Below are 22,599 nucleotides of genomic sequence, written 5' to 3' on the forward strand. Positions count from 1 at the left end.
CGATGTGCTGACCGGAGTCGCTCGATTCGCCATCGCCGCCCCGCGCCGCGTCATCGCCCTCGCCGTGCTCGTCATGATCGGTACCGCGGTCTTCGGCATCCCCGTGGCCAAATCACTGTCTGCGGGCGGCGGCCTCGATCCGGGTGCCGAATCCTCGCAGGCATCCGCGCTGCTCTCGCAGAAGTTCGACCAGGGCGACATGACCATGCTCGTCACCGTCACCTCCGATACCGGTGCGCGAGGACGACGGGCCAAGACGGTCGGCTCCGATATCGTTCGGCGCCTGCAGGACTCGGCTGTCGTCGGACAGGTGCAGTCAGCGTGGACGGAGCCGCCCGCCGCCGCGCCCTCGTTCATCAGCAGGAACGGCAAGACGGGATTGATCGTGGCCGCCATCACCGGTGGCGAGTCCGATGCTCAACGGAACGCAAAGCGGCTGTATGACGAGCTCGTGCACGACCGGGACGGCGTCACGGTCCGTGCCGGCGGGGATGCCACCGTTTACTGGCAGGTCAACGCGCAGACCGAGAGGGATCTGCTGTTCATGGAGGCGCTTGCGCTCCCGCTGAGCTTCCTCGTGCTCGTCTGGGTCTTCGGCGGCCTGGTCGCCGCCGCGCTGCCGGTGGCCATCGGCATCTTCGCGATTCTCGGCGCCATGGCGTCACTGCACGCAATTTCGCTGTTCGCCCACGTGTCGATCTTCGCGCTCAACCTATGCGTTGCAATGGGTATGGCGTTGGCCATCGACTACACCCTGCTGATTCTCAGTCGGTTTCGAGATGAGTTGGCGCAAGGGCAGACTCGTGACGTAGCGCTGATCCGCACGATGGCCACGGCAGGCCGAACCGTGATGTTCTCGGCGATGACGGTCGCGCTGTCGATGGCGACACTGGTGATGTTTCCTCAGTACTTCCTGAAATCCTTCGCCTACGCGGGCGTCGCCGTTGTCGTTTTCACGGCGGCAGCGTCGATGGTCGTGACGCCTGCGGCCATCGTGCTGCTCGATGATCGACTCGATTCGTTGGACATGCGCCCGTTGATGCGCAAAGCCTTCCGGCGACCGGAGCCGGAATCCGTGCCCTTCGACCATTGGTTCTGGTACCGATGGACGAAATCAGTTATGCGCCATGCGGTTCCGATCACCGTTGCCGTGGTCGTACTCCTGCTCCTCGTCGGCACGCCCTTTCACGACGTGCGGTGGGGCTTTCCCGACGACCGGGTTTTGCCTGCGTCGGCGTCCGCGCGTCAGGTCGGCGACCAGTTGCGCGACGACTTCGCAGGCGGCGGCGCCCCCGCCGTCACCGTCGTACTCCCGGATGCCCCCGGTCTGAGTCGCTCAGGTCTCGACGCCTACGCAGCGGCGCTGTCTCTTGTATCCGACGTCTCGTCGGTGTCATCACCCGGCGGCACATACGTCGAGGGCAGACGGGCAGGACCGCTTTCGGCGCCCAGCGGCATCAAGGACGACAGCGCTTTCGTGACAGTGGCCAGTACCGCACCGCTGTACTCCGCCGCCTCATCCGATCAGCTCGACCAGTTGCGCGCCGTGCCGACCCCGTCCGGCAGAACGGTGCAGCTGACCGGCGCCGCGCAGAGCAATCTGGACAGCATGCATGCGATCGCGTCGCGTCTGCCCATCGTGCTCGTTCTCATCGCACTGATCACCCTCGTCCTGGTGTTCCTGCTGACCAACAGCGCGATTCTGCCCGTCAAGGCGGTGCTGACGAACATCCTGTCGCTGGCCGCGGCGTTCGGTGCGGTGGTCTGGGTGTTTCAGGAGGGGCACCTCGGCGCGCTGGGCACCGCGTCGACCGGCACGCTGGGAGTGCAGCTGCCAGTGTTGCTGTTCTGCATCGCCTTTGGCCTCTCGATAGACTACGAGCTGTTTCTGATATCCCGGATCCGGGAGTACTGGCTTGCGTCACATCGCGGCTGGGGTGCCAGCGACGAGAGCGTCGCGCGAGGCGTCGCCCACACCGCGCGCGTGATCACCGCCGCTGCGCTGATCATGGTGATCTCTTTTGCGGCGCTGATGGCCTCGCAGGTATCGGTGATGCGGTTGTTCGGGTTCGGGCTGACGGTGGCGGTGCTGGTCGACGCCACGCTCGTCCGGATGCTGCTGGTGCCCGCGCTCATGCATCTGCTCGGCCGGGCCAACTGGTGGGCGCCGGGACCGCTGACTCGGCTACATGACCGTGTGGTCAGCCTGCTGCGAAGTCGGGGCAGAGATTCGTCGTTGCCGCGCTGACGAAGAGCGTGCCCTGTCCGCTTGGGAGCGCGAAGATCTCTTCGGCCCGCGACATTTCATCGAGAACCGAGGTGCCACTGCGCAGTTCGTCGCAGACCTGGTATCCCGCTCCCACCGTGTCGTCCGCGTTCGCCCCGGGGATGTAAACGTTCAAGGTCGCCAACTCGTCGAGAAACACGTCGCGTGGCTCAGCGGATGCAACGGGAGCCCCGGCCAAGGCAGCCAAGGTCACTGCAAGCGCAGCCGGTCCCAGCGCCATACGATTCAGAGCCATCGAGGTGACCTTTCGTGTCGCCGCACGTCCATCTCGTGCGACCACCCGAAATGTAAGCCAGCGACGCCGGAGGAGATATCCGGTGTTTCCCTACATATTTCTTGACGCCGCCGTTCGCGTAGTACTACTCACCCGGCGCGGCCCGCGCTTGGGCATGCTTGACCCATGCCGTTCACCACGTCAGTCCCCGACGCCCGCTCGGTAGCCGAGACCACCAAGCCCGACCGAGACCGCGCCGTCGACGTCGCCCGGCTCTTCGCACTGGTCATCGTGATGTTCGGGCACTGTGCACTGCTGCTCGCCACGATCGACTCGAGCGGTCTGCGGATCGGAAACCTGCTCGGCGAGGTGCCTGCACTGGCCCCGATCACCTGGGTTGTGCAGGTCATGCCGCTGTTCTTCCTGGCAGGCGGCGCCGCGGGCGCATACGGCTGGCACGAAGGCACTCAGTGGGGAACCTGGCTGTTCAGTCGGGCGCAGCGACTGTGCCGTCCGGTGTTCTGGTATCTGGCCTTCTGGACGCTCGGTCTCCTTGTCACGTCGATGATTCTCGGCGCGGACTCCGCGGCGGGACTCGGTGCGGAGTGCGTCGCTCTGCTCTGGTTCCTCGGTGTCTACCTGGTCACGCTTGCGTTCGTACCTGTCCTGACACGAATGCGGACGGGGCGCGCCGTCGCCGTCGTGGTGGCGTCGCTTCTCGTGGTCACCGCACTCGGCGACGGGGTGCGGATCGCGAGCGGTATGCAGATGTCGGGCGTGGCCAACTTCCTGATCGTCTGGCTGATCCCGGTGGCGATCGGGGTGGCCTATGCTCGCCGGCTGATCAGGGTCCCTGCCGCACTCGCGGTGGCGGCTTCCGCGTTCGCCGCTCAGGTGCTGCTTGCGGTCTTCGGCCCGTACGAGGTCTCGTTGGTCGTCACCGGGACAGAACACATGTCCAACACCTCCCCGCCGACGCTCCTGCTTGCGCTGCACTGCACCTGGATGTCGTGTGCATTCGTCGCCGCTGCGGGCCTCGTGCGGCGATGGGCTCAGCGGCCGCGTGTGTGGCAGTTCGTCGCCGTCGGAAACGGGGGAGCGATGACCCTTTATCTATGGCACATCCCCGCGATCGCGGTGGCGACCTTTGCGTTGCACGCGGTGGGACTCGACGCCTACCACGTTGATGCACAGGGGTTTTGGGGCATGTTGGCGCTGCGGGCAGTCGTCTTTGCGGTGGTGATGGCTGCGGCGTTCTTTCTGTTGTCGCCGCTCGAACACCGTCGGCTTCCGTGGTGGGACTCTGCGGTCCGCGCAACCGGTGTCCGGTCCACGGTTGCAGGCGTGTTGATCTGCCTCGCCGGTGTCGCGCTCGTGCTGCTTGCCAAGAATGGTTTGGACGGTGTCACGGGTTACACGACGCTCGGTGCGTTCCTGGCCTGCGCTGGGGCGGCGCGGGTGAGCGCCGGTGGGCCGGCCCGGTCGACATAGCGGGCGCTTTAGCCATTTCAATCAGTTCCGTAGGGGGCTGGGCGACACTGTCCAAGTGGCACAGGTCGGACAAGTCATCGAACACCCACTCACCGGCGAGCGCGTGACGTTCCTCGAGACTGCCGCCAGCACGGACGGAGAGAAACTGCGCATCCAAATAGAGATGGCGCCGGGCGGAGCGGTTCCGGGGAGCCATTGTCATCCCGGTGCCGAGGAACGATTCGTAGTCACGGCAGGCAGGGTGCAGATGAAGCGCTCCGGTAGGACATCGATCCTCGACGTGGGCGAGGCCGTGGTTGTGCCTGCAGGGCAGGGGCATACGTGGGGCAATCCGTTCGACGAACCTGCCGCGATCGCAGTCGATTTGTATCCAGCGCTTCGCATGGAGACGTTTTTTGAGACATTGTTCGGCCTTGCCTCGGATGGACTGATCAGCGAGCGGACGAAGCTGCCGAGTTTCCTGCAGGCGGTGCTTCTGCTTCACGATTTCCGTCCCGATATCCACACCCCGCCCGGGGTCGTCGGCACGCCGGTACGCGGACTCGCCGCGATGCTGGCCCCGTTGGCGCGTGCGCGGGGTTATCAATCCGTCTACCCGAAATACAGCGCGCCCGACGCACCGTGAATTCGACCTGCATGTTGACGGTCACGTAAGCATTCCGGATCGGTAACCGCTTGCCCAGTCGGGATGCCAGCCGGGATCACTCGAACTATGCTCCCGTCCAGTGGCCGTTCAACGCGAGCGGCGACGCCGGTTCGACGAGGGCGGGACCCAGCGATTGCGAACAGTAATGGGGCTGTCGAAGACGTCGACCAGTATCGGGTGGGTCCTGGTCGACGGACTTGACGTCGCAGGGCATCCGCTGGACCACGACGCCTTCGACATCACCGATGCGAGCACGTCCGCGCCGGTTGCTACCGCGCGCCGCGTGCGCGATATCGCGACGGCGAGCGGCTACACCGTCGACTCTGTCCACGTCACCTCCAGCGGTAATTTGTCGTCGCTTCGGGATGCGTTGACGGAGGCGGGTTTCGGTGACGTGGTGCCCATATCGCTGGCTGAGGCCACCCGGGCGTGGGCGATGGATGTCGGCCGCGCCAACGATCAGCGGACGATAGCGGTATGCATACTCGGCCAGGACTCGGCTTCGCTGTCGGTGGTCGACACTTCCAGCGGTGCAATAGAAGCCGCGACGACCACCGCGTCTCGTGACTGCGTGGCCCTGTCAGTCTGGCTGAACTCCTCATTCGGTCTCAACGGACCGCAGCCGGAAGCGCTCTACCTCATCGGATCCCGTTCCCAGCTCGGTGCGATCTCCGGTCCGCTCGGCTCGAGCCTCTCGATTCCGGTCGTGGCGACGCATGACGCGCAACTGGCCCTTGCCAGCGGTGCGGCAACCTCGACCGTGCGGCACATCGAACAGTTTGCGGCGGTCAATCGCTCCGGGTTCGCTGCCCAGGCAAGGACTCTCACGGTGGTGGCGGCGGTTTCAGTCGTCTCGCTGTTCACACTGTCCTCTGCGGGGAGCCCGGTCACTCTGGCCGAGAGAAGTGTCGCGCAGCCGGCGCCGCCACCTGCGGCCCTGCCCGATGAGATCCCACCCGCTGCTGCGCCACTCCCACCGCCAGAGGTGCTCCCACCTGCGCAGGCCGCGGCCGCAGAGCCGATGACAGAGGCACTGCCCGCGACGATTTCCGAACCGGTGACAGAGGCACCGCTCGCGACGGTTCCCGAGCCGTCAGCGGTCACAGCCGACCCCGTTGCGCCCGAAGGCGTGCCTGCAGCAGTTCCCGAAACTGTAGACGTCGCGCCGCCGGTGGAACACCTCCCCGACGTGCAGTCCCTCGAGCACATCCCCGAGGCGCAAACCGCGGTGGCGCCCGGGCCGGCCGCTCCTGTCCCGCCTCCGCCGCCAGACCCCCTTGCCGAAGTGCTGAGCCCGCTGTTCAGCGGTCTGCCGTGAGCTAGCGGCGGCCCGCGACAAACGTGGCTGCCTCGCCGACCATTCCGTTCACCGGGTAGAGCGCATGCGCAAAGCTCGGGCCACCACCTGGGGTGCCGTCGCAGATCGTGTCACCTTGAGCGCACAGCTGGATCGTCTTCGCCGTATAGGCGGGGCCGATCGTGATCGACGGCGCGCCGTATTGGCTGGTCCACGCCGCCGACGGCTTACCGAACAGCGCCACCGCAGCGACATGGTCGGCGACCTCGAGCGGCAGCGGCTGCGGAACGAAGGCTGCGGGGATCCCTTCCGGCACTTCGGCCGAGGTCACGAATCCCGCCACTGCGGCGCCCTGCGAGTAGCCGCCGAGCACGATCCGGGTATCCGGGCAGGCGGCCGCCGTGGACTGGACGCGAGCGCCCGCGTCCCTGATTCCGTCGACGACGGTCTGCGCGAACTCCGTCGTGTCGTTGAAGTTTCCGCTGGCGGCGTAGTTGACCGGATACACCGAGACCGACTTGCCGCCCGCCTCAGAGCGCAGTGCGTCGACGAACGACTGCCCGACGCCGCCGACCCCGGGCGGTTCGCCTGTGCCGCGGGCGAAGATCACCTCGAGGTCGGAACACGGCTCGGCGGATGCGGACGGTACCGGTGCGCCCAACAGCCCCGCGCATACGGTCGCGGCCGCGACACCGATCACCTTGCTGACGTTCATGGGTCCTCCCCGCGTTTGATTCGCTGGGAGTACCCAACTCGGCTATGTCTATATCCGGCCCGCGGCAAAAGCAGCGGCGTCCTTGACCATTCCGGTCTGAACATATGCGCCGTGAGCCCGCATGTCCCAGCCGCCCTGAAAGCAGATCGGATCGTTCGGTACGCACATCTCGATCGTCTTGGCCGCGTACAGCGGGCCGACCGAGGGCAACGGACCGGGCGAAAGGCTGTCGGCGAACGTGCTCCTCGCGCCGCCGAACTCGGCTGCGGCCGCCACGTTGTCGGCCACCTCGGCCGGCATGTAGGTGGTGGCCAGATCGACAACCGCAGCGCCTTGTGAATATCCGCCGAGCACCATCCTGGTGTTGGGGCAGTTCGCCGCCATCGCCTGGACGTGTGCGCTCATATCGTCACCGCCTGCGGGGGTACTCCGCGCGAAATCGTTGCTGGCCGGGTAGTTGACTGCGTAAACACCGACCGAACGGCCACCCACCTGCGATCGGACGGAGTCGACGAAGGCCTGCCCGATCCCTCCGACACCGGGCGGCTCGGTGGTTCCCCTTGCGAAGACGACCTCGACGTCGGGGCACGGCGCAGCGTCTGCAACGGGTGCAGCGGCGGTGGAAAGGGGCAATGAACCAACCGCCGCCGCGACCGCACCGATGATGCGGGTGGCCCGTCCCGGGTGCTTGAACTTCATGCTCGTATGTCGCGCGAGGACACGAAGATGTGACACCGGCCCGACCGACGTCGTGCATGCGTGCGATCGCGGTTCGGCCGCCGAACAGCTACCGCGGACTGAGCCGGAACACGGGGATGGATCGGCCGGCCCTTGCCGTTTTCTCGCGATAGTCGGTGAAGCCGCCGTAGTAGCCCTCGGCGAGGCCGAACAGCCGGGTGTATTCGCCGGGCTCGATGACTTCCTCGGCCAGGAAGGCCTCGTCGCCGAGCCGGCACTCAGGATGCGCGACCAGGTTGTGGTACCACTGCGGGTGCTTGTCGCCGCCGTAGTTCGAGGCCATCACGATCACGTCGCGCCCGTCGTGGAAGTACGCCACCTGTGCCTCGCGCACCTGGCCGCTCTTGGCGCCCGTCGTGGCCAGCGTCGCCGAAGGCACGTTGAACATGCCCCAGCTCACCCTGCCCTTGGTGGCCCGGTTGAGCCACGGGTCGGTCTTTGCCGCGAAGCGTTTGCCGACGAGCTGGCCGAACCGTGATCGTGCGGAACGATTCAACAGGCGAACGGCCACGGAGGGCCTGCGCGTGGGGTCGATGTGACGCAAAGGCACGAGAAGACCTTATGCCGTGTGGACGCCCCGGTACGCTAACCGTCGAAGCCGGTCCATAGCGGAGGGGACGAAGAATGAAGCTGATGGCTGCACTCGTACTGGCCTGCGGGGTTACCGCTGCGCCGCTGGCGGCCGCCGGTACAGCATCCGCGCTGCCAGGAACGTGCGACGGCGTCGACTGCGTCCCCTACGTGAACCGCAACATCACGCCCGCCGACCCTTGCCAGTTCAAGTCCCGGTACCCCCTGGGTCTTGACGCGACGGGCAACACGTTCGTCTGCTCCGCGACGAACCAGTGGGTGCCGGTGGCCCCGCTCATCGGCGTTCGCACGATGCGGGCGCCGTGCGACGAGAAGGTGCCCGGTGTCGCGCAGACACCCGCGGGCCAGCTGATGAACTGCGAGGGTCAGGCCTGGACCGCGTATAACGATGTGCTCTATTACGGCTGACCGGCCGCGCGCGGAATAGATGCGGCGGTATCAGCCGCCGTTGGAAACGGGATTCGACGACAGCGTGATGATCTGTCCGTTCTTCCACACGCACCACCGCCCGCCCCAACCGGTGGTCCAAACCACGGGCTCACCCAACCAGTAGTCGGCGGGTTTGCGCGGCGCCCAGTCCGGAACGGGATCGCCGACCGCGGCCCACGGCGGATTGGGCGGCGGGGGAGGATCCGCGCTTGCCGAAGCGGCGCCCACAAGAATCCCCGCGGCCAGCCCGCCGGCGACTGCGAAGGCAGGCAGTGCCCTGGCGAGGATCACGTCCAATCCCAGACCGTCGGATCGTTCGGAGGGTAGTTCATGCACACGTCGGTGCCATGGGCGGCGACGCCCTTGTTGTTGAAGAACAGCTTCGCCCAGTTGCCCCAGTGAGTCGCCATCTGCTCGTAGTAGACGTTGGTCGCCGTGTCCTCCGAATACTGGCGCCGCCCCGCGTAGTCCAGCGAGAAGAACCAATAGATGCGATCGCGAGCGGCATCCTGAACGTCGACCGGCCTGTTGTGATAGTCGATCATGTAGCGCTGGTAGTAGATCGGGTCGGTGTCACGTGTCGCGGCCATGTACTGGTCGACCGTGCAGGTGGTCTTGAGTATCCGGTTCGGGATCGGATAGTCGTCCGTCGCGTCTGCTGACGCGACCGCTGGAATCGTCATTGCGACCATGCTCATCGCGGCCGCCGCGATGCTCGCCTTTCCCAACATCTCTTGGTCCCTTCGCTACTGCTCGGCTGCCAACGGTGGTCCCACCGGCGCAGGCGGCGTGTCCGCCCCGGGCGCCGGGTGTGCCATTTGGGTGAGAATCGGCAACTTTTCCGGACAGTACGTCCGATACGCAGCACCAAGGAACTGATACGCCTGCTCGGTGGTGGTGTCCTTGTCCAGCTGCCGCTTGACGAATTGCGCGGACTGGTTGGCATCGTGGTCGAGGTTGTTCCACAGCCGCTTGCACGCGATCTTGCCGATCCAAGCGTTGTAGTCCTTCTCACCGTAGATGCCGTAGATGTGCAACTCGTTGTAGAAGTCGGTGTCCGGGTCGGCATGCGCAGGTATTGCCATTGCGAGCGCGGGCACCGCCAACGCCATTGCCGCCACGACGGTCGAAGCGAGCCGTTTCGTCATCATCATCGTCACCTACCTAGTTCGGACTTATTGGGCCCGTAGGGCTTTCGTCGTGTGCGTGCCTGCCGGGCGCGGAACCGACCGGTTCCGTTTCAGTCTTGGGTGCCGGCCACGGCTCGGGGACCGGTCGTTGACGCACCCGTTGCGGCCACCAGAACCATTTGCCGAGCAGCGCCGCGATCGACGGCGTCATGAACGACCGGATGATCAGGGTGTCGAACAACAGGCCGAGACCGATGGTGGTGCCCACCTGGCCGACGACGCGAAGGTCGCTGACCACCATCGACATCATGGTGAACGCGAAGACGAGCCCGGCTGACGTGACTACCGAACCGGTTCCACCCATTGCCCTGATTATGCCCGTGTTGATGCCCGCATGGATCTCTTCCTTGAACCGCGAAACCAGGAGCAGGTTGTAGTCCGATCCCACCGCCAACAGGATGATGACCGACATCGCGATGATCATCCAGTGCAGGTGCATGCCGAGGATGTACTGCCAGATCAGCACCGAAAGGCCGAAGGAGGTGCCCAACGACAGCAGCACAGTGCCGACGATCACCGCGGCAGCAACCACCGCACGGGTCAACAACAGCATGATGATGAAAATCAGGCACAGCGAGGCGATTCCGGCGATCAACAGGTCGAAATTCGAGCCGTGCTGCATGTCCTTATAGGTGGACGCGGTGCCCGCCAGGTAGATCTTCGAGCCTTCCAGCGGTGTGCCCTTGATGGCTTCGAACGCGGCGTTTCTGATCTGATCGATGTGCGAAATGCCCTCAGGCGAAGCGGGATCGTGCTCATGGGAGATGATGAACCGGACCGCCTTGCCGTCCGGTGAGACGAACATCTTCAGCCCGCGCTGGAAGTCGGGGTTATCGAACACCTCGGGCGGCAGATAGAACGAGTCGTCGTTCTTGGACGCGTCGAATGCCTGGCCCATCGCAGTCGAGTTCTCCTGCAGGGCCTTCATCTGATCCTGCTGACCCTTCTGGCTCTGGTACATGGTCAGCGTGATGTTCTTCATGTTCTTCATCGTCTCGATCATCGACGGCATGATCGCGACGAGCTGCGGCATCAGGGTGTCCAGCCGCTCCAGCTCTGGCACCAGTTGCTGGACGTCATCGGTCAGCACGTCGATGCCGTCAAGTGTGTCGAAGATGGCGCGTATCGAATGGCAGACCGGGATGTCGTAGCAGTGCGGTTCCCAGTAGAAGTAGTTGCGGATCGGCCGGAAGAAGTCGTCGAAGTCGGCGATGTTGTCCCGGACTTCGCCGATGTCGACGGCCATGTTCTTGGTCTTCTCGACCATGGCGTGCGTGGTGTCGGCCATCTGCTGGGTCAGGCTCTGCATCCGCGTCATCGTGTCGATGGTCGTTTGCATGTCGTTGGCCTGGGTCAGCATGTTCTCCATGACCTTGTCCATGTAGTCCTGGTTCATCTGCTGGGTGGTGCCCTGCATGCTGATCTGGAACGGAATGGACGTGTGCTCGATAGGTGTGCCGAGCGGACGGGTGATGGTCTGCACACGACCGATACCGGGAATGTGGAAGACAGCCTTGGCAATTCGGTCGACGACGAGCATGTCTGCTGAGTTGCGCACATCGTGGTTGGTCTCCACGAGAAGCATCTCCGGATTCATCCGTGCCTGCGGGAAATGGCGGTCGGCGGCGGCGTATCCGACGTTGGCAGGGATGTCGTCCGGCAGGAACTCGCGGTCGTTGTAGCTCGGCACGTAACCCGGCAGCGCAAGCAGGCCGACGAGCGAAAGCGCGATGGTGGACACCAGAATCGCTCCGGGCCACCGCACCACGGCGGCACCGATCTTGCGCCAGCCGCGTACCTGCGTCGTCCGCTTCGGGTCGAAGAGTCCGAATCGACTGCAGACGGTCAGCAGTGCCGGTGCCATGGTCAGCGCGGCGATGACAGCGACGAGCATGCCGATGGCCAACGGGATGCCGAGGCTCTGGAAATACGGCAGCCGGGTGAAGTGCAGGCAGAAGGTGGCGCCCGCGATGGTCAGGCCGGAGCCGAGGATGACGTGGGCGGTGCCGTGATACATGGTGTAGAACGCGGTTTCGCGGTCCTCACCATTGTTTCGTGCTTCGTGATATCGGCCGACGAGGAAGATCGCATAGTCAGTCCCCGCCGCGATCGCCAACGTCGTGAGCAGGTTGACGGCGAATGTCGACAGGCCGATCAGTTCGTAGTAGCCAAGCGTCGCAACGATTCCGCGGGCGGCCGCCAGCTCGACGAACATCATCACGAGGACGAGCAGCACCGTCACGATCGAGCGGTAGACGAACAACAGCATCACGAAGATCACAGCGATGGTGATCATGGTGATCAGCTTGATGCTGGAGTCGCCTGCGTGATGCTGGTCGCTGGTCAGCGCGGCGGGCCCGGTGACATACGCCTGCAATCCTGGCGGTGCCGGCGAGCTGGCCACGATGTCGCGGACGGCGGCGACCGACTCGTTCGCGATGGTCTCGCCCTGGTTTCCCCTCAGGTAGAGCTGGACGTAGGCGGCCTTGTTATCGGCGCTCTGCGATCCGGCCGCGGTCAGCGGATCACCCCAGAAGTCCTGGATGTGCTCGACGTGTTCCTTGTCCGCTTCGAGCTTGTCGATCAGGCCGTCGTAGTACTTGTGGGCTTCATCGCCGAGCGGCTGGTCACTTTCCAGGACGATCATCACCGAGCTGTTGGAGTCGAATTCCTGGAAGTCCTTGCCGATGCGCTGCATCGCCTGCATCGACGGCGCGTCGGTGGGTGCCAACGACACCGCGTGGGCCTCGCCGACCGTTTCCAGCTGCGGCGCGATCACGTTCACCAGCACCACGAGTGCCAGCCAGCCAAGCAGGATCGGCACCGAGAAGAGCCGGATGAACCGAGGGATTATCGGATGCGCGCCGATGTGCGTGTTGCTCATGCGGACTTCACCAGGCAGAACGTCTGAGCGTTCAGGCCGTCGGTCTTATTCTCGTTTTTCACCACGCCGTCCACGGTGATCCGGCAGCTGATGGTGTCGCCGTCGCTCTGCGCGACAATGTTGGGGCTGGAGGCCGGGGCGGTTGTGGTCAGCGTCAGCGACCATGGCAGCGGCACGTTCACCGCCTTCTGCGGCTGGGCGTCCAGGTCGAGGTAGTTGATGGTGGCGATGGCTCCTGGCACTCCGTCGATCTCGTACTTCACGACTTTGGGATTGAACGGCGCCGGGTCGTTGACCAGGCCTGCGCCGGGCCTGGTCAGCTCCGTTTTGCCGAACACGCCGCGCAACCGGTCGACCATGAAGAAACCGAGCAGAACCACCGCGATGATGAGCAGCGGAACCCAGGCGCGCCTGACCGTCTTCAGCACGGGAAGCCTCGCCGGCCGCACGCTAGGGTGACGATTTCCACCCGACCCATTCAACTTCTCCCTAAGATGTTGGCCCCTGCTTAACTTAGCCCATATAACTTCTCCTGGCGCAACAGGCTAGCGCAAAGTTTCCGGGCCCCCGCCGCCTACCTGGCGAATCCGCAAAAATCCGCGGCGAACCGTCGTAATCTTCGGCCTAGGCCGGGGGCGTGGCCAAGGGAGGCAGCGATGGCCTTCGTCGAAAATTGGTCCGGCGGTTTGCTCCGCCGGTTGAGTCTCGCGGCGCTGGGCGCCGCACTGCTGGCCGGCGTCTGGGGGCCGCAACCAGCGGCGGCGTTCTCGAGTGTGCCCGTCGAACAGCTCACCGTCCCGTCGACGGCGATGGGCCGCGACGTGCGCGTCGAGTTCCTCGGCGGCGGCGAGGGCGCACCCGCGTTGTACCTGCTGGACAGCATGGAAGCCGGCGACGACTTCAACGGGTGGGATATCAACACCCCCGCGTTCGACTGGTATAAGGACTCCGGGATATCGGTCGTCATGCCGGTCGGCGGGAAGTCGAGCTTTTACAGCAACTGGTATGCGCCTGCGGCCGGGAACGGCGGAACGTACACCTACAAGTGGGAGACGTTCCTGACGCAGGAATTGCCTGCCTGGCTCGCGACCAACAGGGGCGTGCCGCAGACGGGAAACGCGGTCGTGGGGTTCTCGATGGGCGGTTCCTCGGCGCTGATCCTGGCCGCCTTCCACCCTCAGCTATTCATCTACGCCGGATCCATGTCGGGCTTCCTGAATCTCTCGGCAGACCCTGGCCAGGTCGGCATCGCGATGATGTGGAACGGCGGCTTCAGCCGCGAGGCGATGTGGGGTCCGCCGGGTGACCCGGCATGGGCCCGCAACGATCCCACCGTCCAGGCAGGCAGGCTGGCGGCAAACGGCACGCGATTGTGGATCTACTGCGGCAGCGGCAGACCGACCGATCCCGCTTTGGCCAGCCCGGACGCGCCCATCGGCGGCCTCGGCTTCCTGGAGGGAATGGCGATCGACTCCAACCACGCCTTCGTCGACGCCTACATCGCCGCGGGCGGAAACAACGGCGTGTTCAATTTCCCCGACGGTATTCACGCCTGGGGTTATTCAGGCCAACAGCTACAGCAGATGAAGCCGGACATCCAGCGGGTGCTGGGTGTCACACCCGCTGGATGATCTACGACAACCGTTCCCGCAGTGAGCGTTTCAGGACCTTGCCGTAACTGTTCTTCGGCAGTTCGTCGATGAACTCGTACCGTTTGGGGCGCTTGAAGCGCGCGATACGTTCGAGCAGGTGCACATCCAGCTCGGCAGGCTCCACGTCGCCGACGATGTAGGCGACAACGACCTCACCCCATTCCTCGTCCTTCGCGCCGACCACGCCGGCCTCCACCACGCCGGGGTGTTCGAGCAGCGCCTCTTCCACTTCGCGCGGATAGATATTGCTGCCGCCGCTGATCACCACGTCCTTCGACCGGTCGCGCAGCGTGAGGTAACCGCGCTCGTCGAACGAGCCCATGTCTCCGGTGTGCAGCCAGCCGTTCTGCAGAGTGGCGGCGGTGGCCTCGGGGTTTCTCCAGTAGCCCGCCATCACGACGTCGCCTCGGCAGACGATCTCGCCGATCTCGCCGATGGCGGCCCGGCGGCCGTCGTCGCGCAGCACCGCGACGTCGACGCCGGATCGGGCGTGACCGACGGATCCGAGGATGGTGTCGTCGGCGCCCATGTGGTCGCTTCGGCGCAGTCCGGTGATCGTCATTGGCGCCTCGCCCTGGCCGTAGAGCTGGACGAAGATCGGGCCGAACGCCGCCATCGCCTTTTTCAGGCTGTCCACGTACATCGGGCCGCCGCCATAGACCACCGTGCGCAGGTTGCGGGGACATGGCCTGCCGGTTTGCACAAGCCGTTGCACCATCGTCGGAGCAAGGAAGGCGCTGCAGCCAGGATGACGATCGCAGAGATCGAGGAACTCCTCGGGCTCGAAGGCGGCCGACGCCGGTATCACCTGCCGCGCCCCGCGCAACACATAAGGCGGAATGTAGAGGCCCGATCCGTGCGACATCGGTGCACCGTGTACCAGGCTGCAGTTCTCGTCCGGTGAATCGAAATCCGCGAGATGCGCGACGGTCATCGCCATCAGGTTGCGATGCGACAACATCGCGCCCTTGGACCGTCCGGTGGTTCCGCTGGTGTAGAAGAGCCACGCCAGCTCGGCGGGATCGGTTGAGGGCGGTTCCGCCGGTTCGGCGGCCAACCTCGACCCGTAGGGCTGCGCGCCGATCACCTCGAGGGGTGTGTCGGTCACCGGCGCCAGGTCGGCCGCAATCTTCGGCGAGGCGAAAAGCAGTGCGGCACCTGCATCGTCGAGGATCTGCTGCATTTCCCGCGGATGCAACTTGTAATTGATCGGCAGATACACGCACTCCGTCGCCCACACGCCGAACATCAACTCGATGATCTCGGGACTGTTCTCGCTGGCGACCGCGACGCGCGCCCCGGGGCCGAGCCCCCGTAGCGAACCCGCCAGTCGCAATGACCGGTCCCGGAGCTGGGCCCACGTAAGCAGTTGCTGCTCACCGCGATACACCGCGCCGCGGTCGCCGAACCGAGCGGCGGCCTGATCGAGCAGGGTGAAAAGGTTCAACGCGCCACCCAGTCCGAGTTCAGCGCGAAGTCGGACAGGTACTTCGTGGAGCTCCAGCCACCGTCGACGACGATCGTCTGGCCGTTGATGAAACCGGCACCGTCGGAGCACAGGAACGCCACCGTGCTCGCGATGTCGTTCACTTCGCCCAGCCGCGGGTACGGCGTCATCTCCGTGTTGATCTTCTTGAACCGGTCGTCCTCCAGCCGCTGGGCGACCATTGGCGTCAGCGTGACGCCCGGCGCGACTGCGTTGCAGCGGATTCCCTGGGGGCCGTATTGGCAGGCGATGTGCAGGGTCAGCGATGTCAGACCGCCCTTTGCCGCCGAATAGGCGCCGCCACGCAGACCGCCGACCACCGCAAAGGTCGAGGTGATGTTGACGATCGCCGAACCCGGCCGCATATGCGGTATCACGTCCCGCGCCAGCCGGAACGGCGCACGCAACATCAGGCCGAGGAAGTAGTCCAGGGACTCGTCGTCGGTCTCATGCAGCGGCTTGGGACTGCCGACCCCCGCGTTGTTGACGAGGAAATCGATGCGCCCCCAACGCTGCACGGCAAGGTCCACTATGCGGGCGGGCGCGTCGTCGGCGGTCAGGTCGACGGCTATGGTCGCCACCCGCTCGGCGTCGCCGATCGCCTTCTCCAAGTCAGCGAGCCTGTCAACGTCGCGGCCCGTGCCGACGACGGCCATACCCATCTCCGCGAGTTTGGTCGCACACGCGAAGCCGATGCCGCTGCTCGCGCCGGTCACGATCGCTACTGGCATACTCATTCATCCACTTTCGTCAGGGTCGCCCGGATCTGATGCTTCAGTACCTTGCCCGCGTCGTTCTTGGGCAGGCTGTCCCAGATGACTACTTGTTCAGGAACTTTGAACTTCGCGACGCCGTAGTCGGCGAGAAAGTCGCGCAGGCTGTCAACGCCGGGGCCGGGGGAGGCCTTGGGCACGATGACGGCGCACGCACGCTCTCCGGTCCTCGCGTCGGGTAGTCCCACGATGGAGATCTCGACGATGTCCGGATGCCCGGCGAGGATGTCCTCGATTTCCTTCGGCGCGATGTTCTCGCCGCTCCGGATGATGATGTCTTTGGCCCTGCCGGTCACCACCAGGTAGTCGTCGTCCACCCATTGCGCGAGGTCGCCGGTGCGGAAATATCCTTCGTCGTCGAATGCGTCGCGCTCGTCGTCGGGGTTGCGATAGCCGACCAACATCTGAGGACCGCGGGCATGAATCTCGCCGGACCCCGGCGGGGCGGCGTCATTGGCGACCAGCTTGATGGTCGCAATTCCGGGTCGCCCGTCCGTGTCGGCCGCGTAGTCCGGATCGGTCGGCGAGCCGACCGTCGTGACGGGCACCTCCGTAGAGCCGTACACCCGTGTCACGACGGCGTGATCGAAATACGCTGCGGCCCGGCGAATCAGCGGCGGCGACACTGAGGCGCCACCGCAGATGAACACCTTCAGGTCGGGCAGCCGGGTATCGGCGCGCTCGGCCGCTGCGAGCAGGCCTTCCAGGAACGGCGTCGCGCCCGCCATGTGGGTGCAGCGCTGCGAAGCCATGATCGCCACCGCTTCGTCTGGATCCCAACGGTCCATCAGCACGGCCGTGGTGCCCAGGAGAACGGGGCACTCGAATGCGTAGATGGATCCGCCGATATGTGCGATCGGCGATGGCACCAGGAACTTGTCGCCGGGGTCGATCAGCCAGTGGTCACGGAGCTGGCAGATCAGCGCGTGGATCGAGTCATGGCTGTGCAGAACACCTTTCGGGCGGCCCGTGGTACCCGAGGTATACAGGATCATCCGCACGGCGGCGGAGTCAAGCGAAGGGATCTCGGTTGTGTTCTGCGTCTGCTCGAACAGCGCGCTGTACGCGGTGTGATCACCAGCGTCGCCGCGAACGACGACGACCTCGGGCGGGCAGTCCAGCTCGGCGGTCACCCGGGCCACCATCGCGCGATAGTCGTGCTGGCGGAACTCGCTCGGCACAAAGACCATTCGGCTGTCGACGTCGTCGAGGATGAAGGACAGTTCGCGGTCGCGGAGCGAGGGCAGTATGGGATTGACCGCGATTCCCGCCATCGTCGCCGCCAGGTAGACGACAGCGGCCTCATGCCAGTTCGGCAACATGAAGGACACCACGCTGCCGGTCGGCATCCGTGACAGCAGTGCCTTCGCCAAGGCGCGGGCCTGCGCGTGCAGCGTTTCACAGTCGAGGTGGATATCGCCGTCGACCAGCACCACGCGTTTCGGTGTGAGCCGTGCGGCTTCGACTAGCGAATCGGCCAGAGTGGGCATGTCATCAGCCTCTGACCCGCCGCATGGTCATCGAGTGGCGGAACCGCGACGCGGGGTGGGTGTTGACGGTGACCTGCGCGACCTCGCCGTCGGACGTCTTGTAGGTGCGCTGCACCTCCAACGCGGGTGAACCGGGCTCGGTTTTGAGGCCGTCGGCGAGAGCGGACGAGATCAGCACGGCGGCGATCTCCTGGTCCACCTCGACGATGCTCACGCCGAACAGGTCCTCGATCAGCGGGAAGATTGGTCCGGTATGGCGCTGCAGGAGCCTGCCGACCGCGGCGAACGCCCTGTTGATGTAGTACTCGGTTCGGCAGAGCGGGAATTCGACGGCGTCGGACTGCCTGAAACCGCGGACGGTCAACCACTCTTCGCCGCTGCCGAGTCCGGTGCGGGCGGCAACGTCATCGTCGAGCCGAACCATGTTCATGGATTCGATCGCGAATCGGGCCTCGGTCGCGAAGGCCACCAGATCGTTGATCGACATCACGTCGTAGGCATCCGACGTCGACCGCGGCACGACGAGCGTGCCTGTTCGAGGGCGCGACGACACCAGGTTGTCCTCGCGTAACCTGCGCAGCGCCTCCCGTACGGTGTAGCGGCTGACCGAGAAGCGTTCGCACAGTTCGTGTTCGGTCGGCAGTTGTGAGCCAACCGGGTACACGCCGTCGACAATGTCCTTACGCAGGGCACGTGCGACCTGAATGTAGCGGTGATCAGCAGGGGATGTCTCGGTCATTCCCATCAACCCGTCAGGCACTGCGACGCAGCGCCAGCACGCTGCCGTCGGCGTCGGCCGAAACATACAGAGCGCCATCGGCTCCCATCGCGATGCCGGCGAACGGGCCCTGCGGCCCGGAGAACGGCGGCATCCCCTTGAGCGGCTTTGGCTCGACGCCGGGCGGGGGGCCGACCGGCAGACCGGACGCGATCGTGGTGCGGGCCTTTGTGTTCAGGTCGAACAAGACGACCTCCTTGGCGCCTGCATCGACAACGTAAAGCTGACCGTCCCGCACCAGAATGCCCTGCGGTTGCGCCAGGCCGTCCACCACGACGTCGTAGCCGGAGCCGGTCAGCATCACGATGCGACCGGCGCCTGATTCGGCGACCAGCGCCCGCCCGTCGTGATCGAAGGTGACACCGACGGGATCGTGCAGGCCCGATGCCAGAGTTTCGAGATTGCCCGACTGCAGCGCGTGAACCCGGCCGGTGCCGAGTTCGGCGAACACGATCACCCCACCCGGTCCGATCGCGACCCCGTAGAGCTGATCGAAGTCGGCTGCCAGATAGTCGGTCTCGTTCGATGCGGGCCGGTATCGAGCGACTTGGCCGCCGGAGGTGGTGACGACGAACTCACCGTCACCGGCTGGTGCCAGGCCGCGCAGGAAGCCCGGATAGCCCGGCGAGAACAACATCCCCACCGTCTGCAATGAACCGTCGGGTGTCACCACATAGAAGTACGTGCCGTCGGCGACGTACAGCCGGCCGTCGCCGCCGACGGTGAGATCCATCGGCCAGTTCAGCCCGCCGGGCAATACGGCGCTGGTTTCGCCGCCGCTGAGTATCTCGGTGATCTCGCCGGTGAAGTTCGAGACGAACAACCTGCCATCGGCAAGGGCAAGGTTGTCCAGGCCGGGCGCCAGCTGGGCCAGCAGGGTCCGCTCGCCGCTGCGCGGGTCGATGCGAAGCACCTGGCCGCTGGCGACCTGACTGGACACGATGTAGCCGTCCGAGTCGAACTTCACCGCGTCGGGCACACCGAGGTCGCAGGCAACGCGCTGCGGCTCACCGCCCTCGGGATCTACCCGCCAGATCTCGTTGGCCGTCATCAGCGGGTAGTACAGCAGCCCGTCGGGCCCGACCTCCATCGCGTTGGGGGACGGCAGGTTTTCCAGAAGAATCCGCTGAGCGCCGGTGGCCCTGTCGAGTTCCATCAGCCGCCCACCGTCGCGGCATTCGTTGATGAACAGCCGCCCCTGGTGCACGGTGATGCCGTTCGCGCACGGTAGGTCATCGCGCAGGACACGGCTGCGGCCGTCTCGGCGCAGCGCGCTCACCCGGCCGTCCATCACCTCGGTGGCGTAGAGGGTGCCGTCCTGATCGAAGGCCACGTCGTCGGGCGCGATGATGTCGCCGCCCTTGGCGCTGATGGTCTCGAGCCTGCCGCTGCCCACATCCAGCGCGCTGATCTGGCTGCCGGTCACCTGCGCGATATAGACGCGACCGTCCGGACCGGTGCGCAGCCCGTTGGCGCCGAACAGCCGGCTCGGTGCCGTCAGGCGTTTCAGCTGCCATCCGTCGGCGGCGATCGGGGCGGGTGCGGCGTAGCGGGCGTCGTTGCGCGACGTGCTCATGGCCTCGGACGTTATCAAGCCTGAATAGTCCAGACAATAGCCTTCGGAAGACCACACCAGCCCTTGACGTCCGGATTGTGGCTGCGGAATAGTGTTCTTCAATATGCAGAGGATCGTATGTTGTCCGGACAATTAGTGCCATGACTAACCTGCTGGAGCTCGACGGCCGCATCGTGGTGGTATCTGGTGCCGGCGGTGGTGGAATCGGCACGACGGTGACCCGGATGGTCGCCGAGGCGGGCGCCACGGTCGTCGCGGTCAGCCGGTCCAAGGAGAACCTGGACGAACACGTTGCGCCGCTGGGCACGCAGGGCCTCTCGGTCATTCCCGTGGCGGCGGACGCATCCACCGACGAAGGCATCGCGGCGGTTCTCGACCGGGTCCGTGGCACCCAAGGTGATCTCTACGGGCTGGTGAACGTCGCAGGCGGCGCCGAGCCCGCGACGTGGATGCCGTCGACCCGGGTGAGCAGGGAAGACTGGCGCGCACTTTTCGCCGCGAACCTGGAAACGGCGTTCTTCATGAGCCAGGCGGTGGCGAACGAGATCAGGCGCAACCAGAGTGCCGGCTCGATCGTCTCGATCTCCTCGATCAGCGGGATGAACACCGCACCGTTTCACATCGCCTACGGCACAGCCAAGGCTGCGATCGTCGCGATGACCAGGACGATGGCTGTTGAACTGGCACGGCACAACATCCGCGTCAACGCGGTTGCGCCAGGCGTGACGGCGACGGCTGCTTCTCTCACCTATACCGGTGACGACCCCGATCGGGATCATCAGGCGATCGCTATGGGACGACGCGGAACACCGGAGGAGCAGGCGGGCGCCGTCCTTTTCCTGTTGTCGGACCTGTCGAGCTACATCACCGGTCAGACATTGCTGGTGGACGGCGGCCTTGACCTGAAATGGACACACCTCGGGGCGGACAACACGTCACTGTTTCTGAAGGACGAGTCCTTCAGGGCGGCGATCAAGGAGATGTGATGACGGATATCGAAACCTCTGCCGCTGAAGAACTTTCGGAGCCGATGACGATCGGGGTGCAGGCGTACGTCTCGGAGGACTATGCGCGCGCCGAGCGGGACAAGCTGTGGCGCAAGGTGTGGCAACAGATCGGCCGGGTCGAAGAGATCCCGGAGATCGGCAGCTACCTCACCTACGACATCCTCGACGACTCCATCATCGTCGTCCGCACCGGACCCGACGAGTTCACGGCCCACCACAACGTCTGCATGCATCGTGGGCGCCGGCTGGTCGACACTCCCGACGGCGCGAAGAATGCCCGCGGTCGCGCCAGAAAGTCGTTCGTCTGCGGATTCCACGGCTGGACATACGGACTCGACGGCACCTGCACCCACATTCGCGAGCAGGACGACTGGGCAGGCAAGCTCACGGCGCGCAATACCCACCTCGCGGCCGTTCAGGTCGACACCTGGGGCGGCTGGCTGTTCATCAACATGGACCCCGACTGTGAGCCGCTGGCCGACTACCTGTTCCCGGCCGCCAAGATCCTCGACCCCTTCGGGTTGGAGAACATGCGCTACAAGTGGCGCAAGTGGCTCCATTTCGACTGCAATTGGAAAGTCGCGATGGAGGCCTTCAACGAGACTTACCACGTGTTCACCACCCATCCCGAGTTCAACAAGTTCGGTGAGTTCAAGGGCTGGGCTAAAGCCCAGGGCAGGCACAGCAACATCGGCTACGACGCGCCAAAAGGCATGGACGAGACAAAATCCAAGATCCGGCTCGGCACCGGTGACCCCCGCATCTCGACCGCCGAGATGCAGGTCTACACAATGGAAGAGACCAACGCGACCACCACCCAGACATTGGTGAACGCCGCCAAGCGGCTCGTCGACGAACTTCCGGAGGGCACTCCCGCCGACGAGGTGCTCGCGCACTGGCTTGCCTCGGCGCGCCGAGACGACGAAGCCCGTGGCGTCGTCTGGCCGACGATCCCGCCCGATATTCTCGGGCAGAGCGGGACCGCGTGGCAGATCTTCCCCAATTTCCAAGTCGGGCAGGGGCTGACGAGCGCGCTGTGCTACGCGGCGCGGCCCGACCCAAGCTATCACCCCGACAAGTGCATCTTCGAGGTAGCGGTGTTGGAGCTCTACCCGAAAGGGGAGGAGCCGCATACGGAGTGGGAGTACACGCCAAAGGACTCACCGAACTGGCGGTCGGTGCTGCCCCAGGACTTCTCGAACATGGCCGCGGTGCAGCAGGGCATGAAATCGCTCGGCTTCCCCGGCACCCTGCCCAACCCGTATCGGGAACGCAGCACCGTCAACCTGCACACACAGCTGGCGAAGTACATGGGCACCGGCGAACCACGAGAGCTCTGAGGAGAACACCGACAG

General features: G+C 65.1%; 22 protein-coding genes. 8 read left to right on the forward strand and 14 right to left on the reverse strand.

Features of this window, described 5'->3' with window-relative positions:
• Nucleotides 1-4 precede the first annotated feature (4 nt).
• Nucleotides 5-2,248, forward strand: coding sequence for an MMPL family transporter (locus D6M19_RS20935; RefSeq protein ID WP_123027185.1), 2,244 nt, complete (start codon nucleotides 5-7; stop codon nucleotides 2,246-2,248).
• Here the strand turns inward: D6M19_RS20935 and D6M19_RS20940 are convergent.
• Nucleotides 2,202-2,522, reverse strand: coding sequence for a DUF732 domain-containing protein (locus D6M19_RS20940; protein ID WP_164478604.1), 321 nt, complete (start codon nucleotides 2,520-2,522; stop codon nucleotides 2,202-2,204). The genes D6M19_RS20935 and D6M19_RS20940 overlap by 47 nt on opposite strands.
• Nucleotides 2,523-2,687: 165 nt before the next feature.
• Between D6M19_RS20940 and D6M19_RS20945 the strand changes: the two genes are divergently transcribed.
• From D6M19_RS20945 to D6M19_RS20955, 3 genes are all read left to right on the forward strand, one after another.
• On the forward strand, nucleotides 2,688-3,992 hold the full coding sequence (locus D6M19_RS20945) for an acyltransferase family protein (RefSeq protein ID WP_123027187.1): 1,305 nt from the start codon (nucleotides 2,688-2,690) through the stop codon (nucleotides 3,990-3,992).
• 55 nt (nucleotides 3,993-4,047) lie between these two features.
• Nucleotides 4,048-4,617, forward strand: coding sequence for a cupin domain-containing protein (locus D6M19_RS20950; protein ID WP_234834963.1), 570 nt, complete (start codon nucleotides 4,048-4,050; stop codon nucleotides 4,615-4,617).
• 100 nt (nucleotides 4,618-4,717) lie between these two features.
• Complete coding sequence (locus tag D6M19_RS20955) at nucleotides 4,718-5,956, forward strand: DUF7159 family protein (protein WP_164478605.1); 1,239 nt, start codon at nucleotides 4,718-4,720, stop codon at nucleotides 5,954-5,956.
• A gap of 1 nt (nucleotide 5,957) precedes the next feature.
• On the opposite strand, the gene D6M19_RS20960 is transcribed toward D6M19_RS20955, so the two are convergent.
• From D6M19_RS20960 to D6M19_RS20970, 3 genes are all read right to left on the reverse strand, one after another.
• Entirely contained in the window at nucleotides 5,958-6,650 is a 693-nt protein-coding gene (locus D6M19_RS20960) for a cutinase family protein (RefSeq protein ID WP_123027189.1), read from the reverse strand.
• A gap of 48 nt (nucleotides 6,651-6,698) precedes the next feature.
• Nucleotides 6,699-7,349 carry a cutinase family protein gene (locus D6M19_RS20965; protein ID WP_123027190.1) on the reverse strand — a complete coding sequence of 217 codons (651 nt, stop codon included), beginning with the start codon at nucleotides 7,347-7,349 and terminating at the stop codon, nucleotides 6,699-6,701.
• Nucleotides 7,350-7,437: 88 nt separating this feature from the next.
• The gene (locus D6M19_RS20970; protein ID WP_123027191.1) at nucleotides 7,438-7,938 is read right to left on the reverse strand and encodes a nitroreductase/quinone reductase family protein; all 501 of its coding nucleotides are present in this window, start codon (nucleotides 7,936-7,938) and stop codon (nucleotides 7,438-7,440) included.
• A gap of 83 nt (nucleotides 7,939-8,021) precedes the next feature.
• Between D6M19_RS20970 and D6M19_RS20975 the strand changes: the two genes are divergently transcribed.
• A complete protein-coding gene (locus D6M19_RS20975; RefSeq protein WP_327389815.1) occupies nucleotides 8,022-8,387 on the forward strand; it encodes a hypothetical protein in 366 nt (121 codons plus the stop codon).
• A 30-nt stretch (nucleotides 8,388-8,417) separates the two neighbouring features.
• Here D6M19_RS20975 and D6M19_RS20980 read toward each other — a convergent pair whose 3' ends face one another.
• The 5 genes from D6M19_RS20980 to D6M19_RS21000 are packed head-to-tail and all read right to left on the reverse strand — an operon-like array spanning nucleotide 8,418 to nucleotide 12,907.
• Entirely contained in the window at nucleotides 8,418-8,699 is a 282-nt protein-coding gene (locus tag D6M19_RS20980; RefSeq protein ID WP_123027193.1) for a hypothetical protein, read from the reverse strand.
• Nucleotides 8,696-9,139, reverse strand: a complete 444-nt coding sequence (locus D6M19_RS20985; RefSeq protein ID WP_123027194.1) for a DUF5078 domain-containing protein — start codon at nucleotides 9,137-9,139, stop codon at nucleotides 8,696-8,698. The genes D6M19_RS20980 and D6M19_RS20985 overlap by 4 nt, the downstream gene beginning before the upstream one ends.
• A 15-nt stretch (nucleotides 9,140-9,154) precedes the next feature.
• Complete coding sequence (locus tag D6M19_RS20990) at nucleotides 9,155-9,559, reverse strand: DUF732 domain-containing protein (RefSeq protein ID WP_123027243.1); 405 nt, start codon at nucleotides 9,557-9,559, stop codon at nucleotides 9,155-9,157.
• 13 nt (nucleotides 9,560-9,572) lie between these two features.
• Nucleotides 9,573-12,482, reverse strand: a complete 2,910-nt coding sequence (locus D6M19_RS20995) for an MMPL/RND family transporter (protein WP_123027195.1) — start codon at nucleotides 12,480-12,482, stop codon at nucleotides 9,573-9,575.
• Complete coding sequence (locus tag D6M19_RS21000) at nucleotides 12,479-12,907, reverse strand: MmpS family transport accessory protein (protein WP_164478607.1); 429 nt, start codon at nucleotides 12,905-12,907, stop codon at nucleotides 12,479-12,481. The genes D6M19_RS20995 and D6M19_RS21000 overlap by 4 nt, the downstream gene beginning before the upstream one ends.
• Before the next feature lie 231 nt (nucleotides 12,908-13,138).
• On the opposite strand from D6M19_RS21000, the gene D6M19_RS21005 reads away from it, so the two are divergent.
• The gene (locus D6M19_RS21005) at nucleotides 13,139-14,113 is read left to right on the forward strand and encodes an esterase family protein (RefSeq protein WP_123027197.1); all 975 of its coding nucleotides are present in this window, start codon (nucleotides 13,139-13,141) and stop codon (nucleotides 14,111-14,113) included.
• 1 nt (nucleotide 14,114) lies between these two features.
• On the opposite strand, the gene D6M19_RS21010 is transcribed toward D6M19_RS21005, so the two are convergent.
• Genes D6M19_RS21010 through D6M19_RS21030 form a run of 5 tightly spaced genes read right to left on the reverse strand, consistent with a single transcriptional unit; the run spans nucleotide 14,115 to nucleotide 20,237 of the window.
• A complete protein-coding gene (locus D6M19_RS21010) occupies nucleotides 14,115-15,581 on the reverse strand; it encodes an acyl-CoA synthetase (RefSeq protein WP_123027198.1) in 1,467 nt (488 codons plus the stop codon).
• Nucleotides 15,578-16,351, reverse strand: a complete 774-nt coding sequence (locus tag D6M19_RS21015; RefSeq protein WP_123027199.1) for an SDR family NAD(P)-dependent oxidoreductase — start codon at nucleotides 16,349-16,351, stop codon at nucleotides 15,578-15,580. The genes D6M19_RS21010 and D6M19_RS21015 overlap by 4 nt, the downstream gene beginning before the upstream one ends.
• Before the next feature lie 2 nt (nucleotides 16,352-16,353).
• A complete protein-coding gene (locus tag D6M19_RS21020) occupies nucleotides 16,354-17,883 on the reverse strand; it encodes an AMP-binding protein (protein ID WP_123027200.1) in 1,530 nt (509 codons plus the stop codon).
• Nucleotides 17,884-17,887: 4 nt separating this feature from the next.
• Nucleotides 17,888-18,622 carry a GntR family transcriptional regulator gene (locus D6M19_RS21025; protein WP_123027201.1) on the reverse strand — a complete coding sequence of 245 codons (735 nt, stop codon included), beginning with the start codon at nucleotides 18,620-18,622 and terminating at the stop codon, nucleotides 17,888-17,890.
• Nucleotides 18,623-18,635: 13 nt separating this feature from the next.
• Complete coding sequence (locus D6M19_RS21030) at nucleotides 18,636-20,237, reverse strand: SMP-30/gluconolactonase/LRE family protein (protein ID WP_123027202.1); 1,602 nt, start codon at nucleotides 20,235-20,237, stop codon at nucleotides 18,636-18,638.
• Nucleotides 20,238-20,377: 140 nt separating this feature from the next.
• Here D6M19_RS21030 and D6M19_RS21035 point away from each other — a divergent pair, with 140 nt between their 5' ends.
• Both D6M19_RS21035 and D6M19_RS21040 read left to right on the forward strand, forming a co-directional pair.
• Nucleotides 20,378-21,223, forward strand: coding sequence for an SDR family NAD(P)-dependent oxidoreductase (locus tag D6M19_RS21035; RefSeq protein ID WP_123027203.1), 846 nt, complete (start codon nucleotides 20,378-20,380; stop codon nucleotides 21,221-21,223).
• Complete coding sequence (locus D6M19_RS21040) at nucleotides 21,223-22,584, forward strand: aromatic ring-hydroxylating oxygenase subunit alpha (protein WP_123027204.1); 1,362 nt, start codon at nucleotides 21,223-21,225, stop codon at nucleotides 22,582-22,584. The genes D6M19_RS21035 and D6M19_RS21040 overlap by 1 nt, the downstream gene beginning before the upstream one ends.
• Nucleotides 22,585-22,599 lie beyond the last annotated feature (15 nt).

This window comes from Mycolicibacterium stellerae, assembly GCF_003719305.1.
Taxonomy (GTDB): domain Bacteria; phylum Actinomycetota; class Actinomycetes; order Mycobacteriales; family Mycobacteriaceae; genus Mycobacterium; species Mycobacterium stellerae.

Bases quoted from the DNA above. Each gene is read 5' to 3' on its own strand.
- D6M19_RS20940 (WP_164478604.1), bottom strand. From the start codon at position 2,522: ATGGCTCTGAATCGTATGGCGCTGGGACCGGCTGCGCTTGCAGTGACC.
- D6M19_RS20945 (WP_123027187.1), top strand. From the start codon at position 2,688: ATGCCGTTCACCACGTCAGTCCCCGACGCCCGCTCGGTAGCCGAGACC.
- D6M19_RS20960 (WP_123027189.1), bottom strand. From the start codon at position 6,650: ATGAACGTCAGCAAGGTGATCGGTGTCGCGGCCGCGACCGTATGCGCG.
- D6M19_RS20965 (WP_123027190.1), bottom strand. From the start codon at position 7,349: ATGAAGTTCAAGCACCCGGGACGGGCCACCCGCATCATCGGTGCGGTC.
- D6M19_RS20975 (WP_327389815.1), top strand. From the start codon at position 8,022: ATGGCTGCACTCGTACTGGCCTGCGGGGTTACCGCTGCGCCGCTGGCG.
- D6M19_RS20985 (WP_123027194.1), bottom strand. From the start codon at position 9,139: ATGTTGGGAAAGGCGAGCATCGCGGCGGCCGCGATGAGCATGGTCGCA.
- D6M19_RS20990 (WP_123027243.1), bottom strand. From the start codon at position 9,559: ATGATGACGAAACGGCTCGCTTCGACCGTCGTGGCGGCAATGGCGTTG.
- D6M19_RS20995 (WP_123027195.1), bottom strand. From the start codon at position 12,482: ATGAGCAACACGCACATCGGCGCGCATCCGATAATCCCTCGGTTCATC.
- D6M19_RS21005 (WP_123027197.1), top strand. From the start codon at position 13,139: ATGGCCTTCGTCGAAAATTGGTCCGGCGGTTTGCTCCGCCGGTTGAGT.
- D6M19_RS21015 (WP_123027199.1), bottom strand. From the start codon at position 16,351: ATGCCAGTAGCGATCGTGACCGGCGCGAGCAGCGGCATCGGCTTCGCG.
- D6M19_RS21020 (WP_123027200.1), bottom strand. From the start codon at position 17,883: ATGCCCACTCTGGCCGATTCGCTAGTCGAAGCCGCACGGCTCACACCG.
- D6M19_RS21025 (WP_123027201.1), bottom strand. From the start codon at position 18,622: ATGACCGAGACATCCCCTGCTGATCACCGCTACATTCAGGTCGCACGT.
- D6M19_RS21030 (WP_123027202.1), bottom strand. From the start codon at position 20,237: ATGAGCACGTCGCGCAACGACGCCCGCTACGCCGCACCCGCCCCGATC.
- D6M19_RS21035 (WP_123027203.1), top strand. From the start codon at position 20,378: ATGACTAACCTGCTGGAGCTCGACGGCCGCATCGTGGTGGTATCTGGT.
- D6M19_RS21040 (WP_123027204.1), top strand. From the start codon at position 21,223: ATGACGGATATCGAAACCTCTGCCGCTGAAGAACTTTCGGAGCCGATG.